Below are 16,422 nucleotides of genomic sequence, written 5' to 3'. Positions count from 1 at the left end.
TTTAAGGTTTTGCGTTTTTTTAGGGTTTTGATTATACCCGACAGAATACAATTAGCTTCTACCCCCCCCATTCCGCCACCCCCGCGACAATATTTTCCCTTGCCCCTTCCTCCAAAATCCGTACTTTTAGCCCCAGATTTTTCCCAAAACACGATTATGCGCAACACAAACCCAAACCAGGCTACACCAATGTATACTTTGCTGCAGGTAGCAGCCCTGTTTTTATGCAGCATCACCTGGGGTTACAGCCAAACCGCCACACCTACTTTAACGAACCCCTCCCGCTGCGATACCGCCTGGGCGATCCGGGATTTTACCTGCCCTGACAACCAGGGATTCTTCCTGGCGAACCTGTTCAACATCCGGGTCAATAATGCACCGGGAACCATTTTGGGAAAGGACGTTTACCTCAAGGAAGTACGTTTGCGCATCCAGCACCAATGGGCAGCCGATGTGACCGTTCGCCTGATTTCGCCCAGTGGAACCAGGGTCATTTTGACCATGAACAATGGGGGCGGGGACGACAATTATGGCGTGCCCGATAGTGCCAATTGCCAGGGTTATGTCCGATTTACTACCAGCGCTTGTACTCCGATTGACCAGGGCACAGCCCCCTTCATTGACCGGCCTTATTTGCCACAAGAATCCTTCCTCAATTTTAACGACAACAAAACCAGTGCCAACGGCAATTGGCAATTGTTGATCTGTGATGATTCCGAACAAGATACCGGGCGTTTGGAGTTTGTAGAACTCATTTTTGCGCCCTTGAGCTGTTTGCCCGCCCAATCCGTCCACATCGTTTCGCAGGATACCACCACCGTTGTGCTCAATTGGTCGCCCACCGATGGCTGTGGTGCAGGCGCTTCGGTCATCGAATATGGCCCTCCAGGGTTTGTTCCGGGCACGGGTGCTCAGGCGGGCGCGCAAGGTCGAATAGTTTCTTTCACCGCCTGCCCACCCTACGCCTTGCAAGGCCTTCTACCCGATACCCCTTACGATATTTACGTGCGCCGAACCTGTAATGGAGGCGCTTATTCCGAAAATTCCTGTCCCATCAGGGTCCGAACGGGCTGTTTGCCACCCAAACCCACTACGCTGGAAACCTTCAACAACCAGCCCATTTGTGACCCCATTTGTAATGCGGTTTGTGTGCAAACCGGGGTATGGCGCAACCTTCCCGGCAGCAGCTTCAACTGGCTCATTTACAAAGACCCAACGCCTACCCCGGATACTGGCCCCGACGCGGATGTGAGTGGAAACGGCAACTATGCCTATATCGAAACCACCGGTTTTCAGTGTGCCAATGGCAGTCGGGCCGTGTTGCAATCGGGCTGTTTTTTATTGGACAAAAAAAATTCCGACACCTGCCACCTGTCCTTTTATTACCACATGTTCGGCAGTTCAACCGGAACGTTGCGCTTGGAAGTATCGGTGGATGGTGGCTTGAGCTGGCAAAGCTTATGGACCCGCCAGGGCAGCCAGGGCAACCAATGGATTAAGGAATCCTTAAGTTTGCGCAAATATGCCAATGGAACCTTGATGCAATTCCGCTTTGTGGGCATCAAGGGCAATGGCTCTTTGGGCGACATCGGTTTGGACCACATTGCCTTGCATGGTTCTACCTATCAGGGCTGGCCCGAGCAACCCTATTACGCGGATGCTGACCGGGATGGTTATGGCAATGCGGCGGTGTTCATTTACAGTTGCGCCGCCACGCCGCCTACGGGTTACGTGAGCAATAAAACGGACTGCAATGACGCAAATGTCAACATCAACCCCGGGCGCCCCGAAGTCCCCTGCGACAACATCGACAACAACTGCAACGGCGCAGGTGACGATACCATCCTGTTGCCGCCCAATGTAAAGGGTGACACCATCTGTTCAGGTGAAGTGCCCACTTTGAACGCCACTCCCGTACAGGGCGAGCTCATTTTTTGGTACACCCAGGCCACGGGCGGCACTGCTGTAAGCTCAGGACAGGTGTTTTTGCCCCAAATTCCCGCCAATAATGGCCTTACACCCATCACTTACCGCTATTATGCCGAGGCCGTTGACAATCGGCTGCGTTGTTTTTCCAATACCCGGGCAGAAGTACTCTTAGTGGTGAATCCACTGCCCAATCCGGTAGTGACCGAACAACCCGAGATTTGTGCCAAGCAAATTTTTGACCTCAATAAAGTAAAACTCCAGGACGACCATTTCACCCAGGCCAGCCTGGCTTTTTACCGCGCTCTACCCGCCAGTGCCAGCACGCTTATTGACAATCCGCTGGTCAGCCCGGGGCTGAGCACCAAGTATTTTTTTGAAATGACCAGTCCGTTGGGTTGTAAAAAAACGGGTGATTTTACCTTGAAAATCAATCCTATCCCCAACATCGCCTTTAGCCCCTCCGACTCCTTCAACTTGTGTGTGGAATCAACCCAGCTACTGGGCGCCAGCATCAGCGGGGGAACGGGGGCCATCCGCTATTTGTGGAGCACGGGTGAAGAAACCGCCGCCATTCGCATCAGCGCTGGCATCGAAAAAGGGCAAAAATCCCGCTACCAACTGACCATCACCGACGCCAAATCCTGTAGCAATACCGGAAACGTAGTGGTGACCACCACCAATAGCATTGACTCGATCCGCCGCAGCACTACCGACGTGAGTGTGTGCAATGGCAACAATGGCAGCATTACGATCACGCCACTCAATGGCCTGGCCCCATTCAGCTACACCTGGAGTGGTGCGGGCATTCAGGGTGATTCCAGCAATGTGGCGGCGGGTGCTTTTAAAATCACTGGGCTTCAGCAAGGCTCTTACCGGGTGACCATCACCGACAATTCGAGCCGGGGCTGCCGCTTCATTCTGCGCAATGCCCTCATCAATGGACCTGGAATCGAAGTCCGCAACATCGATATCCAGCCAGTGACCTGCCACGGGGCCAAAGACGGCCAAATCAACCTGGACGTGCGCGGCAACCCCCGTTTCAAATGGAGCAATGGCGACACCACGGCCATATTGAGCAAAGTGCCGGGCGGAATCTACGCCGTTACCATCACCAGTGGAACTTGTAGCACAGTGGTAGACAACCTGCTGCTGCCCGAGCCGGATTCGGTGCGTGTTTTGGCCAGTTTTACCCAACCTATTTGTTTCGGTAGTTTGGATGGCCGCATCGATTTGAGTGTATTTGGTGGTGCAGGCAATTTTCAATACCGCTGGAGCAACAACTCGATCAAAGAGGACCTGGAACGAATAGGCAGGGGCACCCAAACAGTAAGCATTACGGATGGAGCCGGTTGTTTGTATACCCGAATCTTCAGCCTGAGTTCGCCCGCTTTATTGACGGTAGGCGTCGACTCCAATTTGGCGGTCACCTGCGCGGGCTTCCGCAACGGCATGATTCGGGTAAGTGGCCGTGGCGGCAGCCCACCCTATCGCTACAATTGGGGAAATGGCGCTACTTTGCCCGTCATCCGCAATCTGGCGGCTGGCAATTATACCGTGACCATCACCGATGCCAACAATTGTACCAGCACGCTTACCATAACCGTAGCCAGCCCAGCGGCACTGCTGGTAAGTACGAGTAGCCTCACCGCACCGAAATGTTTTGGCGATACCACCGGACGAATTAGTACCCTGGTTACCGGGGGAACCGCTCCCTACCGCTACACCTGGAGCACGGGTCAAAGCACGGCGAACTTGCTTAGCCTGGGGGTTGGCCAATACAAAGTGCTGGTGCGCGATGTCAAAGGCTGTACTGCCGATACCCTCAAAATTGCCTTAAATGCCAGTTCAAAAATTGCCTTGACCGCTACGATCAATGCACCCACCTGTTTGGGTTTGACCAATGGGGCTGTTACCGTCGTTCCCCAAGGCGCAGCGCCATTTCGTTACACTTGGGAAAAAGGAGACACTACCAATGCCGTGCTCAACCTTGGGGTAGGTTCACACAAAGTGCGCATCCGCGACGCAGAAGGTTGTATTATTGACACCAGCTTTGTGTTGCAGCCCGAAAAACAGCCCCTGGTGGCCAACATCACCGCGGTGCCACCCCTGTGTTTTGGTTCCCGGGACGGTTTCATCAATGTACAAATGTTGCGGGTTGAAAATCCAGGCATCAGCTTCCGCTGGAATGATGGTTCTACCCTGGAGGAACGCCGAAATTTACCACCAGGTTTGTTTTCTGTAACCATCACCGACCGCCTGGGCTGTATTTTGAAAAAAGATTCCATCCTGCTCAGCACCCCACCCAAGCTGACCCACGAGGTGTTGGCCCTGGGGCAAATCAATTGCAATGGTGACTCTACGGGTTTTATCGAATTGGCCATCAGTGGAGGCAACCAGCCCTACAAATATTCCTGGATTGGCAGCACTTCTACTGGGTCTAGCGCATACCGCCTCGCCGCGGGTAATTACCGACTTTTTGTGCTGGACAACAATGGCTGTCCGCTCAACCTCGATTTTAACCTCACCCAACCCAATAAACTGAACGCGGAAACCAAAGTACAGGTAGGCAGTGTATGCCAGGGCGACCGCTCCAATGTATTGAGTGTTTCGGCGAGTGGCGGGGCCTTGCCCTACAGCTACTTGTGGAGCACCGGAGCGCGGACCAGTGCCATTGTCAATCAACCCGCCGACGATTACAGCGTAACCGTAACAGATGGCAATGGTTGTACCGTGGAACCCGCCACCATCAAATTGCGCAACGCAGGCGACCCCATCCAACTCACTGCATTTGTGGCCACCGATATCAGTTGTTTTGGGAAAAAAGATGGGGAGGTGAGTGCCAGCATCACCGGTGGGACTGCCCCATATTTGTTCGTGTTCAACAACGTGGTGAATTCCATCAGCACTTCCCAAACGACGGTCAAAGTGGGCAATCTGCCAGCAGACAATGATTATCAGGTCTTGGTGGTTGACGCCAAAGGTTGTCAGGTCACCTCTACGATAAAATCCATCAACGAGCCTACCCGTTTGCGGATTCGCCGCGATAGCATTCGCAATAGCCTGTGCGACAACCTGATTGGGGGAGGCGTGTACGTTTCCAGCTCGGGCGGAAATGCACCCTACACTTATACCTGGTACGACTTTAATACCAAGCTCCCGATTGCCAATACCGAAGATTTGACTCAGGTAGGTGGGGGCTCCTATTACGCCATTGTACAGGATGCGCGGATGTGTCGGGACTCCCTGCCGCCAGCCAGCATTCAGGGCAAAGCTCCCATGAAGGTTGCCAAAGTAGACATTACCAGCCCCAAATGCCGGGGTGAAGCCAGCGGAGTCATCACCGTAGACATCCAAGGCGGCCGCGCTCCCTACAAGTATACCTGGAACAACCGACTTGGGAATAGCAGCATCAGTAATCTCAAAGCGGGCACCTATACCTTGCTGGTGAGTGATTCAGATAGCTGTAAAGCCAGCTTTGGACCTTTTATCGTCTCCGAACCGAGCAAAGGAATTGCAGTAGCCGACACCATCACCCCGGTGCAGTGCAATGGCGGTGCTTCGGGCGCGTTGACCATTGGCCTTAGCGGCGGTCTGGCCCCTTACCGCTGGACCTGGCAAAATGCCCAGGGGCAGGTTTTGGGCCTGGATGTACGCAAAATCAGCAACCTGCGCGCCGGGCAATACTCCCTTTTGGTAAGTGATGCGGACAATTGCTCCCTGTTTTTTACCTATTCAGTGCCTCAACCGGACCCCATTCGCGCCAACTTTGCTGTGGTTCAGCCCAAAGGGGATTTGGCGAATGGTTCCATCCAGGCCAAACCCAGCGGCGGCACGCCGCCCTACCGCTACCAATGGGGCAACAGCGCAACTACTGACAACCTGAGCAATATCCCCAAAGGCACTTATTTCCTGACGATTACCGATAGCAAAAACTGCCAGAGCGGGGAGTCGGTATTACTTACTTCTACCGCCACGCTGGATTTTACGCTGGTCGAAGCAGCCCGGGTATTCCCCAATCCCACTCAGGATGTGCTGCAAGTAGAGTTACAACTCAAAGAATCACTGCCACTGGAACTGGAATTGCTGGATTTGACGGGTAGGGTAGTCTGGCGGCGGAAATTGGGGCAACAGTTGCGGGTGAATGAGCGGATTGGTATACAGGAGCTTCCATCGGGCACCTATTTGTTGCGATTGAACAGCGAAAAACGATTTTTGTATCAGGAATTTGTTGCAAAACTGAACAACTAAATAAAATAGTTACACTTTTTTGCACAAAAAACTTATATTGCCCATTAAAATTTGTAACACCGTAAAAGAGCTTACGTCTAACTTATAATCACTGAGAATACACCAACAATAAAACTACCCCCTGAAGCAGAGAGAGAACCATGATTTACGACGGCTTCCCTATTTATCAACAGCTCGACAAAATGGACTGTGGCGCAACTTGTCTAAGGATGATTGCCCGTCATTATGGTCGATTTTACTCACTGGAATACCTGCGTGAACTCAGTCATGTAGGCCGCCAGGGCGTAACCCTGCTGGGCATCAGCGATGCGGCAGAAGCCATCGGCATGCAAACCCTGGCTGTAGAAACAACCTTCGAGCAGTTGGCCTCAGTGATCCCCATGCCCTGTGTAGTGCACTGGGAAAATGAGCATTTTGTTGTTGTTTACCGCATTTACAAAAACCGCGTTTGGATTGCCGACCCGGCCAAAGGGCGGTATCAATTGGACAAAGACGAGTTCATGCGCCATTGGATTGTCGAATCCGAAGAAGAAGAACCGCATGGAGTAGTCTTATTGTTGCAAACCACCCCGGAGTTTTATTCCCGCGATGGCGAAAAACAAAACAAGGGTGGCATTGGCTACATTGCCAAATATTTCCGCAATTATTCGAATCTGGTCATCCAGCTGTGTGTAGGTTTGTTTTTGGGCATGTTGTTGCAACTCATTTTCCCTTTCCTCATTCGTGGGGTAGTGGATGTGGGCATTGGCAATCGCAACCTCAATTTCATCACCCTCGTATTGGTTGCGCAAGGCGTCTTGTTTTTGACCCAGATCTTGATTGAATACATCCGTACTTTTATCCTTTTACACGTCGGGGTACGGGTCAACATCAGTTTAATTTCCGATTACCTGATCAAGTTGACGCGGCTGCCGATCCGTTTTTTTGATAGCCGGGTTATGGGTGACTTGTTGCAACGCATCTCCGACCACGAGCGGGTACAACGTTTTTTGAGTTCTACCACCTTACTTTCAGCTTTTTCCTTTTTCAATCTCTTGGCTTTCGGCATCATCCTGGCCTCCTGGAATCTCCAGGTGTTTTTGGTCTTTCTGATTGGTACTGCTGTGAATTTTTTGTGGGTAAACTGGTTTATGCAAAAGCGGCGTGATCTGGATTACCGCCATTTTGCCCAATCCTCCGAAAATCAGGTCAACCTCATGGAGATGGTCAACGGCATGCAGGAAATCAAGTTGTACAATGCTGAAAAACAAAAACGTTGGGCCTGGGAGCGTGGACAAGCCCGTTTGTTTCGCACGAACATGAGCGAACTGCGGGTTGAACAACTGCAACGCGCCGGAGCAGTGGCCATCAATGAAGGTAAAAACCTCCTGATCATCTACCTGATCGCACAAGCTGTAGTCAATGCACAAATGAGCCTGGGCATGCTCGTTGCCGCGCAATACATCATTGGACAACTCAATAACCAGATCAACCGTTTGGTCGACTTTTTACAAGCCTGGCAAGAAGCCTCCATCAGCATGGAGCGCATCAACGAAATCCACCTGAAGGAAGACGAAGAAAACCCTCAGGAGAAAATGACCATTTTGCCCGAAACGGGCGACATCGTGATCGACAACCTGAGTTTTCATTACGAAGGCCCCAGTTCACCAATGGTGCTCAAAGGGCTGGATTTGCGCATTCCCAAAGGTAAAACCACTGCAATCGTTGGACGGAGTGGCAGTGGCAAAACAACCTTGCTCAAACTGCTCCTCAATTTTTACGAACCCAGCGAAGGTACCATTCGGGTAGGGGATGTGTTGATGCGCAACCTCAGCAACCGCATCTGGCGCGAAAAATGCGGGGTGGTCATGCAGGAAGGTTACATTTTTAACGACACCATTGCGCGCAACGTAGCATTGGGCGACGAAATCATCGATAAGGAAAAACTGCTTCGTGCAGTAAAAGTAGCCAATATTCAAAGCTTTATCGAAGCATTGCCGATGGGCTACAATACCAAAATTGGCTCAGAAGGACTCGGCTTGAGCCAGGGCCAAAAACAACGTTTGTACATTGCCCGCGCCGTGTACAAAAACCCGGAATACCTGTTCTTCGATGAAGCCACTACTGCCCTTGATGTATTCAACGAAATGGTGATCATGGAAAACCTGGATGAATATTTCCGCCGCAAAACCCTGATCATCGTGGCGCATCGCCTGAGCACCGTCATGAATGCTGACAACATCATCGTAATCGAAGATGGAGAAATTGTGGAGCAAGGCACTCACTCCGAGTTGACTTACTTGCGGGGAGCGTATTATCAGTTGGTGAAAAATCAGTTGGAACTTGGTTCTTGATTAGTTGAGAAGGTTGAGATGGTTTAGGGAGGTTGAGGCTGCCGCCAGCGATTTTGACAAAGACATTTTCAAAATAGCTCGCGGCAGCCTCAACCTTCCTCAACCTTCCTCAACCTCCTAAACCAATAAAATGAAAGAATTAGAAGACATTGAAATCCGCAGCGAGGAAGTACAGGAAATTCTGGGGACACCGCCCTCCTGGATGGTGCGTTGGGGTAGCTTGACCGCCTTGGCCCTGTTTGTCGTTTTGATGTGGCTGTCTTTTTTGGTAAAATACCCTGATATAGTAGAGGCGGATATACGTTTGGTTTCCAAAGATCCACCCGTGCGCATCACTGCCCCCAACGCCAATCGAATTGAAGAAGTGGTGGTGAAAAACAATAGCCAGGTGGATTCGGGACAAGCCCTGATTGCCTTTCGCAGCACCGCTAATTTCCGCCATGTATTGACGCTTGATGACTACATCACTGCACTACACAGTTTGCGGGATGAAGACTTGTTGAAGTTCAAGGTCCCCAGTAATCTGGTACTGGGGGAATTGCAAGCGGATTTATTTGACTTCCAGGACGTACAACTCAAGTACAACTCTGAGCTGTACAAAGACCTTTCCAGTTCTGACTTGCGCTCTTCCCAGAGCAGAATTAGTCGCCTGGATCGGAGTCTCGACTACCAAAAAGAAATGCGCAGGCAGATTCAGGAGCAGATAGCCGTAGCCGAACAAGAACGAAAAAACAAGGAACACCTCGTCTCGGTGAATCAAGCTTCCCAGGATGATGTCAATCGGGTACAGAGCCGGATTATGGAATTCAACAAGGAATTGATTCGTACCGAAACCGAAATCCGCGATCGGGAATCAGAGCTTTCTGCATTACGAATCAAGGTGCGCAGCCTGGAAAGTGGTGCCGACAATGAAACCAATTTTGCTTCAGATGTGCTAAGAGAGTCGTTCAACCACTTGCGGGAAGGTGTGAACACCTGGAAGCAGCGCCACCTCATTGAATCTCCACGCAGCGGCATGGTTCAAATTGTGGGTAGAAATGTAGCGGAGAACAGCTTTGTGTACAAAGATGAACAATTGATGGTGGTCATTCCCAACAAAAATAAAGAGATAATCGGCAAAATGTTCATTCCTTTCAATCGCTCAGGCCGGGTTAAACTCAATCAAAAAGTAGTGGTCCGTTTGGAAAGCCTGGACTTTCAGGAGTTTGGTGTCCTGGAGGGGATAGTAGCCTGGAAAGCCTTATCCCCCCGTGACGATGGCGAAAAATCGGAAGTGGCCGTTGAGGTAATTTTCCCCAATAAAATGGTAACTACGGCCGGGAAGCTGGTGCCCAGTGATGAGGAATTGTATGGGAAAGGTCGCATCATTACCGAGGAGCGCCGGTTTATTGAACGAATTTTTTCGGGCATCCGGGGCTATCGGAGCTATTGATTCCCAGTGATTCTCTAATAAAAGAGACACAACTTTGTGCCGTTTTTGTGGACACAAAGTTGTATTATTCATCTCCTCCTCCAACTTTCCCTAAGCTCAAAACGGCACATTCTCCACAATTTCCAACCCATATCCAATCAGACCTACCCTGCGGCGGGGATGATTGGTCAACAAACGCAATTTACAAATGCCAAGGTCGCGCAGGATTTGGGCGCCGACGCCAAAATCGCGTTGGGTCATTTCGTTGCGGATTTTCATTTCCTTACCTTGCTCGCGTTGTTGTTGTAACTGTTGCAAAGCAGCCAACAAAGCTGCATCTCCCTTTTCTGATTGCCGCATAAACAGTACCACTCCTTTACCTTCCTTTTGAATAGCTTGAATGGCCTGGTGGTGATGAAGCCCCTGTTCTTCAAACAAGTTACCAATGATGTCGCCAGCTTCAGAAGAGGAATGGACGCGTACTAGGATAGATTCATCTTCATTCCATTCACCATATTTGAAGGCCAAATGGACGTCCCCGCCAGGGATTTGTTCATAAGCAATCACTTCAAATTCTCCGAATCGGGTTGGCAATTGTACCGAGGTGACCCGTTTGACCAAACGTTCGGTTTGCATGCGGTAAGCAACCAAATCATCGATGGAAATGATTTTGAGGCCAAAGCGCTGGGCAATTTTATACAAATCAGGCAAACGAGCCATCGTCCCATCTTCGTTTAACACTTCTACCAATACGCCTGCCGGGTACAGGCCGGCCATGCGAGCCAGATCGATCGCTGCTTCGGTATGCCCGGTACGGCGCAACACCCCGCCTTGTTTGGCTCTAAGCGGGAAAATGTGTCCTGGACGGGCGTAATCCTTAGCTTTGGTATTCGGGTCCACCAGAGCACGAATACCCGTAGCCCGGTCGTAGGCAGAAATCCCGGTGGTGCAGCCGTGGCCAATCAGGTCGATGGACACCGTAAAGGCCGTTTCGTGCAGCGCAGTATTGGAGGAGACCATCATTGGGAGGTCAAGCTCATCTGCACGGCGCTCGTCCAGCGGGGTACAAATCAAGCCCCGGCCGTGAGTGGCCATGAAGTTGATGATTTCGGGGGTTACAGTCTCTGCAGCGCAGATGAAATCGCCTTCGTTTTCGCGGTCTTCATCATCTACTACGATGATGACTTCACCTTTGCGAATGGCTTCGATGGCTTCTTCTACGGTATGGAGTTGAATGTTGGTTTCAATGGTCTGAGCTTCCATGTTGTATATAATGGTCGGTAGAGACGCGACGCATCCCGTCTCTACTGTAATTTAAAACCCAATTTTACTTTTTTCTCCTTGTTGCAGTTGCTTTTTAAGGGCGGCCATGCGGATGGCGGTGGCACCCGCTTCCACACCTTTATTGCCATGTATGCCACCAGCCCGGTCAAGGGCCTGTTGCTCGTCGTTGGGGGTAAGTACACCGAAAATACAGGGAATATTGGTGGCAATGCTCAAGTTGGTCAAGCCCATTGCCACACTGTTGTTGATGTACTCGTTGTGGTTGGTTTCTCCTTTGATGACACAACCAATGGCCACAATGGCATCCAGTTTGTGGGCACCAGCCAACAAACGGGCCGCGGAAGGCAATTCAAAGGAACCGGGCACTTGTACCATATGGATGTTTTCTTCCTTGGCTCCATGTTTGAGCAAAGTATCGAGGCAGCCCTGGTACAAAGCATGGGTAATTTTGGCATTCCAATCGGCTACTGCGATACCAAAGCGCAAGTCAGCAGCAGATGGCAGGGAATCTTCGTCGTAGTGGGAAAGATTTTTGAGGGCGCTAGCCATGTATTGTGGTTTTGGGTTGAAAAGTTGAGAAGTTGAGAAGTTGAGGCTGCCGCGAGCGACACTTCGACTTCGCTCAGCGACCGTTTGCGGTAGCCTCAACTTCTCAACTTCTCAACCTCCTCAACATCTTAACAAAAAAAGGTAAGAAAGCCACCAATGCCTTCTTACCTTTTTCCAAACAAAGTGACCCTTGGAAAAGATTATTTTCCTTCCAAGAAGATCAAATATTTTTCAGCATCCTGGCCTTCAGGGGCACTTGGATATTCATCTTTCAACTCTTGGTAGTATTCGCGGGCAGCTGCGATGTCATTTTCTTTTTGCGCCAGCATGGCCAAACGCTTGAGGTAAAATGGAGTCAGGAGTTCGTTGGCCTTACCACTTACTGCTTTTTTGTAGTAGCTTTTGGCACTGGCGAAATCCTTGATTTCAGAATAAGCATCGCCCAAGGCACCATTTTTCATGATGGGCATTACACTGCCTTTAGGGCTAAAGTCCTTGAGGTAGCTGATGGCAGCGTCGTATTTGCCCAGGTTCAACAAACAAACGCCGGCGTAATAGTTGGCCAGATTTGCTGCGGGTGTACCTGGATAATCTTCAATGATTTGAGGGAACCCTTTGAAGCCACCAGGCAGGGTTTTCAACATTGCAGTAGCGAACGAATCGCGTTCGAACAAACGTTCGGCCTGGCGCATTTGCTCAACAGCTTCTTTTTGCTGAGAGCCTACATACAATTTCCAAGCGATCAAACCTATTATGAGCACTGCTACAGCAGCACCTGCAATCATCAAAGGTTTACGAAAACGATTCAACGTGTCCTGTGCGCGATCGCGAACCTCTACAATATCCACCAAAACTTCATCTTCTGGCCGATTCGCAGCCTTAGGAGCAGCACCCCTGCGCACCTGTCTTCCTTTTGCCATTTTCTGTCTTTGTTAGCTAGTTATATTTAATTGGCAGGTCACAACTGATGTGTGATTTGCCAATTAGGAACGCAAAAATAAATAAAGTTTTGTTTCCCCCCCTATTTAAGACAAAAAAATACGGCGGTAGCTTTTTAGCTGTCGCCGTATTTGTCTATTATTTTGAATTTGAGCCCTTAGCGCTGGTTTAATAATTGATGTAAGGGTAGTCAGATTCTGTGTAGTTGTCGGTATAAAGCTCCGAAGCGTCTGGATAAGGTGAGTTTTCAGCGAATTGTACACAATCCTCGATCTCTGCCTTGATTTTGTCCTTAATGGCTTGAATCTCTGCTTCCGTAGCAATTTTTTCGCTCAGGATTTTTTCTTCAGTCACCTTGATGGGGTCACGATCCTGGTAAGCTTGTACCTCTTCTTTGGTGCGGTACTTGGCAGGGTCGGATACCGAGTGACCTTTGTAGCGGTAAGTACGGATTTCCAGGAAGTAGGGACCATTTCCTGCACGTATGTGCTCAGCCGCGCGTGAGATGGCTTCGTGTACCGATTCTGGGCTCATGCCATCCACCGATTCGCTGGGCATTTCAAAGCTCAAACCAATCTTCCACAGTTCTTCTACATTGGAAGTACGCTCAACGGATGTACCCATGGCGTAACCGTTGTTTTCCACGATGTACAAAACGGGCAACTTCCAGGTCATGGCCATGTTGAAAGACTCGTACAGGGCTCCCTGGCGGGAAGCTCCGTCGCCGAACATGGTCACGCAGAAATTTTTGGTGCCTTTGTATTTTTCAGCAAAACCGATGCCCGTTCCGATTGGAATTTGAGCACCAACGATACCATTTCCACCAAAATACTTATTGCCAGCATCGAAAAAGTGCATAGAACCACCTTTACCTTTCACGATACCCGTTGCTTTGCCGTACAACTCGGCCATAGCCTGCCGAGAGCTTACCCCTCTGGCCAACGCAATCCCGTGCTGGCGATAGGCTGTTACGATGCCATCCTGTTTGGTGATCGCCGACTCAATACCCGCAGCTACGGCCTCCTGACCAATGTAAACGTGACAGAAACCGCGAATCTTTTGCTGTCCATACATCATCAGCGCACGTTCTTCAAAACGGCGGATGCGCAGCATCAATTCATACCAATAGAGGTACTGCTCTTTGCTGTAAGTGATCTTGTTGCTGCTTTTTTTGGCTGATGCTTTCTTTTCTACAACCGAACCCATGTGCACTGTATGTTTAGGAGTGGTTTAAAATTAGACATGCTCAAAACCTGCCTTTTAAACTTACTCTTAGCGAAATTTCGCTATGTTTGTTGAATAGTCGAGCTAAAGATAAGGCAAATATATATCTTCCGACAAAAGTGTCTGGCAGATTTTTATTTTTACCTTCAACGCCCGAAAAGCTATTTTGTTGATCAGCAATCAGCATTCAGCAATCAGCTTCCAGGCGATCTCTGAATGCTGATTGCTGATAGCTCATAGCTGATTGCTCAATTGACGCTTCATGTACCTCGAACGCATTGCTTTAGCGAATTTTAAAAATTACGAAAATCAAAAGCTTGACTTTTCCACCCGCTTGAATTGCCTGGTGGGCAACAATGGTATGGGCAAAACCAACTTGCTCGACGCCATTTATTATTTGTGTATGGCCAAAAGCCACTTCAACCTGGCCGACAATGCCATCGCCCGGCACGATGAAAATTTCTTCCGCCTGGAAGGCCATTTTATTTTGCAGGAAAAAAAAGAAAAAATCGTGGCCAAGGTGATGCCACGCAAACTCAAGGAACTCGAACGCAATGATGTGGCTTATTCCAAACTGGCTGAACACATCGGCCTCCTGCCCGTGGTTTTTATCGGCCCTGACGATATTCAACTCATCCGCGAAGGCAGTGAAGAGCGGCGGCGTTTTTTGGACAATACCCTCTCCCAACTTGATCAGCGTTATTTGTACGAACTGATTACTTATAATAAGGTGTTGCAGCAACGCAACGCCCTGCTGAAAAGCCTGGCCGAACGCAGCGGCGGGAGCATGAGCTTGTTGGATGTGTACGATGAGCAGTTGATTGACCCGGCTTTGTACGTTTTGGAACAAAGGGCAGTGTTTACGCAAAAATTTACCGCCATTTTTCAATCGACCCACCAATACATCACCGGCCGGAAGGAGGCTGTGCAATTGACTTACGAGTCACAACTCCTGGAAAACGACCTGGAAGACCTCTTGAAACAAAGTCGGCAAAAGGACCTGGCCCTGCAACGCACCACCAAGGGGGTACACCGCGATGACCTGGTTTTTAGCCTGGGTGAGCATCCACTGAAAAAATACGGCTCGCAAGGGCAGTTAAAATCCTTTTTGCTGGCGCTTAAGTTGGCGCAATACGAGATGTTGCGCCAAAACAAGGGCGTATCGCCAATTTTACTCCTTGATGACTTGTTTGACAAACTGGATGCCCAGCGGGTCACCCACCTGATCCGCCTGCTCACCGAAGGGCAGTTTGGGCAGATTTTTATCACGGATACGCATGAGACGAGGATTGCGGAGATTGTGGAGCAGTTTGGGGTAGATTATCGGCGGTTTTTTGTAGAAGGTGGGAAGGTGGAAGGTATTGAACGATGAAAGTAGAATTAGGCACAATAGCCATTTAGTTTATTGCATTTATTTCAATTTCCAATTTAAATTTTGATTATCTTGCTTTTATTAAAACAATCTAAATAGGTAGAAAATGGAACCAATGACACCTCAAGATCAAAACTACGGGCCCAATGATGGCTCCATGGATTCGAGTCCACCAGAATTGGATGCACTAAGCAAAGAAAAAAACCTCCGCCTCTTCCAACGGGGCCTGACTTGGATGGCCGTCGGCGTAGGGATTATGGGCCTGAGTTTTATGATTCAATTTTTGCTTTTTCAATCTGATGACCGTTCATTTATTGTACCGATGTATGTGTTAACTACCCTTGGCGCTCTTTGTGTCATGAAAGGTTTAATCGATGCGTTTGGCTTTTGACGCATTGTTAATTCTCTAAAATCTACCCGCCTTTTTTAGTGCTACCAAAATAAATATGGCCATTGTTTTGCTTTTTTTTAGATAATTCCGTTCTTGCACCAGAATGGCAAATGCTGTTCTTACTTGTAATCATCAAAACAAGGTGCATTGAACAAGTTCAGGCAATCCCTAAGATCAATTGGCGCTTGGCTGCTTATCCTGCTCATCGTGGTGCAGTGGATAGGGGGGCGGGTGTTTATCAATGTGGTCTACACTGCCCGGATTGAACACCTGATGAACGCCAAAGAAACCGCGATTGCCCAGAAGCTTAAAGCCGAAATTGGGGTAACCGCCAATGTTAAAATCCAAGACAAAAAAGACCTCAAGGTCGTTCAGGGGATGGGTTATGGTGCTCCCTTCCTCTTCTCGGAAGAAACCGACGGGGAAACCCAATACTACACCGTTGACGCCAAATCTCCACATGGCCTTCGCCACGAATACAAGGTTGACCAGCCACAAAACCAGGAAGATCGTTCAGCACCTAAAACTTTGACGGAGCGTTTTTTCTCCGACTTTTGCTTTGAAGAACACCTTATCCTGGACATTAACCCACTTTTTGATCATTGCACAAAAACTGCTCAACCGCTTATTTTCAAAGACTTAGTTGATTTGTCTGACCTTTCCATTCTTACTCCACCGCCGCAGTTGGCCTGATTTTTCATGCTTTTCTTTGTTTTTAATGACCATGCGCTCTTGAAGTGCC

At 49.5% G+C, this 16,422-nt stretch carries 10 protein-coding genes; 6 read left to right on the top strand and 4 right to left on the bottom strand.

What is annotated here, in order from left to right:
* Window positions 1-156 precede the first annotated feature (156 nt).
* The 3 genes from ACO08K_RS29610 (at window position 157) to ACO08K_RS29600 (ending at window position 9,942) form a co-directional block, all read left to right on the top strand.
* A complete protein-coding gene (locus tag ACO08K_RS29610; RefSeq protein ID WP_421800120.1) occupies window positions 157-6,177 on the top strand; it encodes a T9SS type A sorting domain-containing protein in 6,021 nt (2,006 codons plus the stop codon).
* Window positions 6,178-6,317: 140 nt separating this feature from the next.
* Complete coding sequence (locus ACO08K_RS29605; RefSeq protein ID WP_421800119.1) at window positions 6,318-8,510, top strand: peptidase domain-containing ABC transporter; 2,193 nt, start codon at window positions 6,318-6,320, stop codon at window positions 8,508-8,510.
* A 130-nt stretch (window positions 8,511-8,640) separates the two neighbouring features.
* A complete protein-coding gene (locus ACO08K_RS29600) occupies window positions 8,641-9,942 on the top strand; it encodes an HlyD family efflux transporter periplasmic adaptor subunit (protein ID WP_421800118.1) in 1,302 nt (433 codons plus the stop codon).
* Between the two features lie 96 nt (window positions 9,943-10,038).
* Here ACO08K_RS29600 and ribB read toward each other — a convergent pair whose 3' ends face one another.
* From ribB to pdhA, 4 genes are all read right to left on the bottom strand, one after another.
* Entirely contained in the window at window positions 10,039-11,184 is a 1,146-nt protein-coding gene (gene ribB / locus ACO08K_RS29595) for a 3,4-dihydroxy-2-butanone-4-phosphate synthase (RefSeq protein ID WP_421800117.1), read from the bottom strand.
* Between the two features lie 51 nt (window positions 11,185-11,235).
* A complete protein-coding gene (ribH, locus tag ACO08K_RS29590) occupies window positions 11,236-11,754 on the bottom strand; it encodes a 6,7-dimethyl-8-ribityllumazine synthase (RefSeq protein ID WP_421800116.1) in 519 nt (172 codons plus the stop codon).
* A gap of 200 nt (window positions 11,755-11,954) precedes the next feature.
* Window positions 11,955-12,674 carry a tetratricopeptide repeat protein gene (locus ACO08K_RS29585; protein ID WP_421800115.1) on the bottom strand — a complete coding sequence of 240 codons (720 nt, stop codon included), beginning with the start codon at window positions 12,672-12,674 and terminating at the stop codon, window positions 11,955-11,957.
* A gap of 187 nt (window positions 12,675-12,861) precedes the next feature.
* On the bottom strand, window positions 12,862-13,899 hold the full coding sequence (gene pdhA / locus ACO08K_RS29580) for a pyruvate dehydrogenase (acetyl-transferring) E1 component subunit alpha (RefSeq protein WP_421800114.1): 1,038 nt from the start codon (window positions 13,897-13,899) through the stop codon (window positions 12,862-12,864).
* 280 nt (window positions 13,900-14,179) lie between these two features.
* On the opposite strand from pdhA, the gene recF reads away from it, so the two are divergent.
* The 3 genes from recF (at window position 14,180) to ACO08K_RS29565 (ending at window position 16,373) form a co-directional block, all read left to right on the top strand.
* Complete coding sequence (recF, locus tag ACO08K_RS29575; RefSeq protein ID WP_421800113.1) at window positions 14,180-15,289, top strand: DNA replication/repair protein RecF; 1,110 nt, start codon at window positions 14,180-14,182, stop codon at window positions 15,287-15,289.
* Between the two features lie 106 nt (window positions 15,290-15,395).
* Window positions 15,396-15,680 (top strand): hypothetical protein, encoded by a 285-nt coding sequence (locus tag ACO08K_RS29570; RefSeq protein WP_421800112.1) that lies wholly within the window; start codon window positions 15,396-15,398, stop codon window positions 15,678-15,680.
* A gap of 147 nt (window positions 15,681-15,827) precedes the next feature.
* The gene (locus ACO08K_RS29565) at window positions 15,828-16,373 is read left to right on the top strand and encodes a hypothetical protein (RefSeq protein WP_421800111.1); all 546 of its coding nucleotides are present in this window, start codon (window positions 15,828-15,830) and stop codon (window positions 16,371-16,373) included.
* The last annotated feature ends 49 nt before the right edge of the window (window positions 16,374-16,422 follow it).

Source organism: Haliscomenobacter sp., from assembly GCF_965225875.1.
Taxonomy (GTDB): domain Bacteria; phylum Bacteroidota; class Bacteroidia; order Chitinophagales; family Saprospiraceae; genus Haliscomenobacter.
Note: the sequence above shows the minus strand (reverse complement) of the source record. Positions and strands in the feature narration are given on the sequence as shown.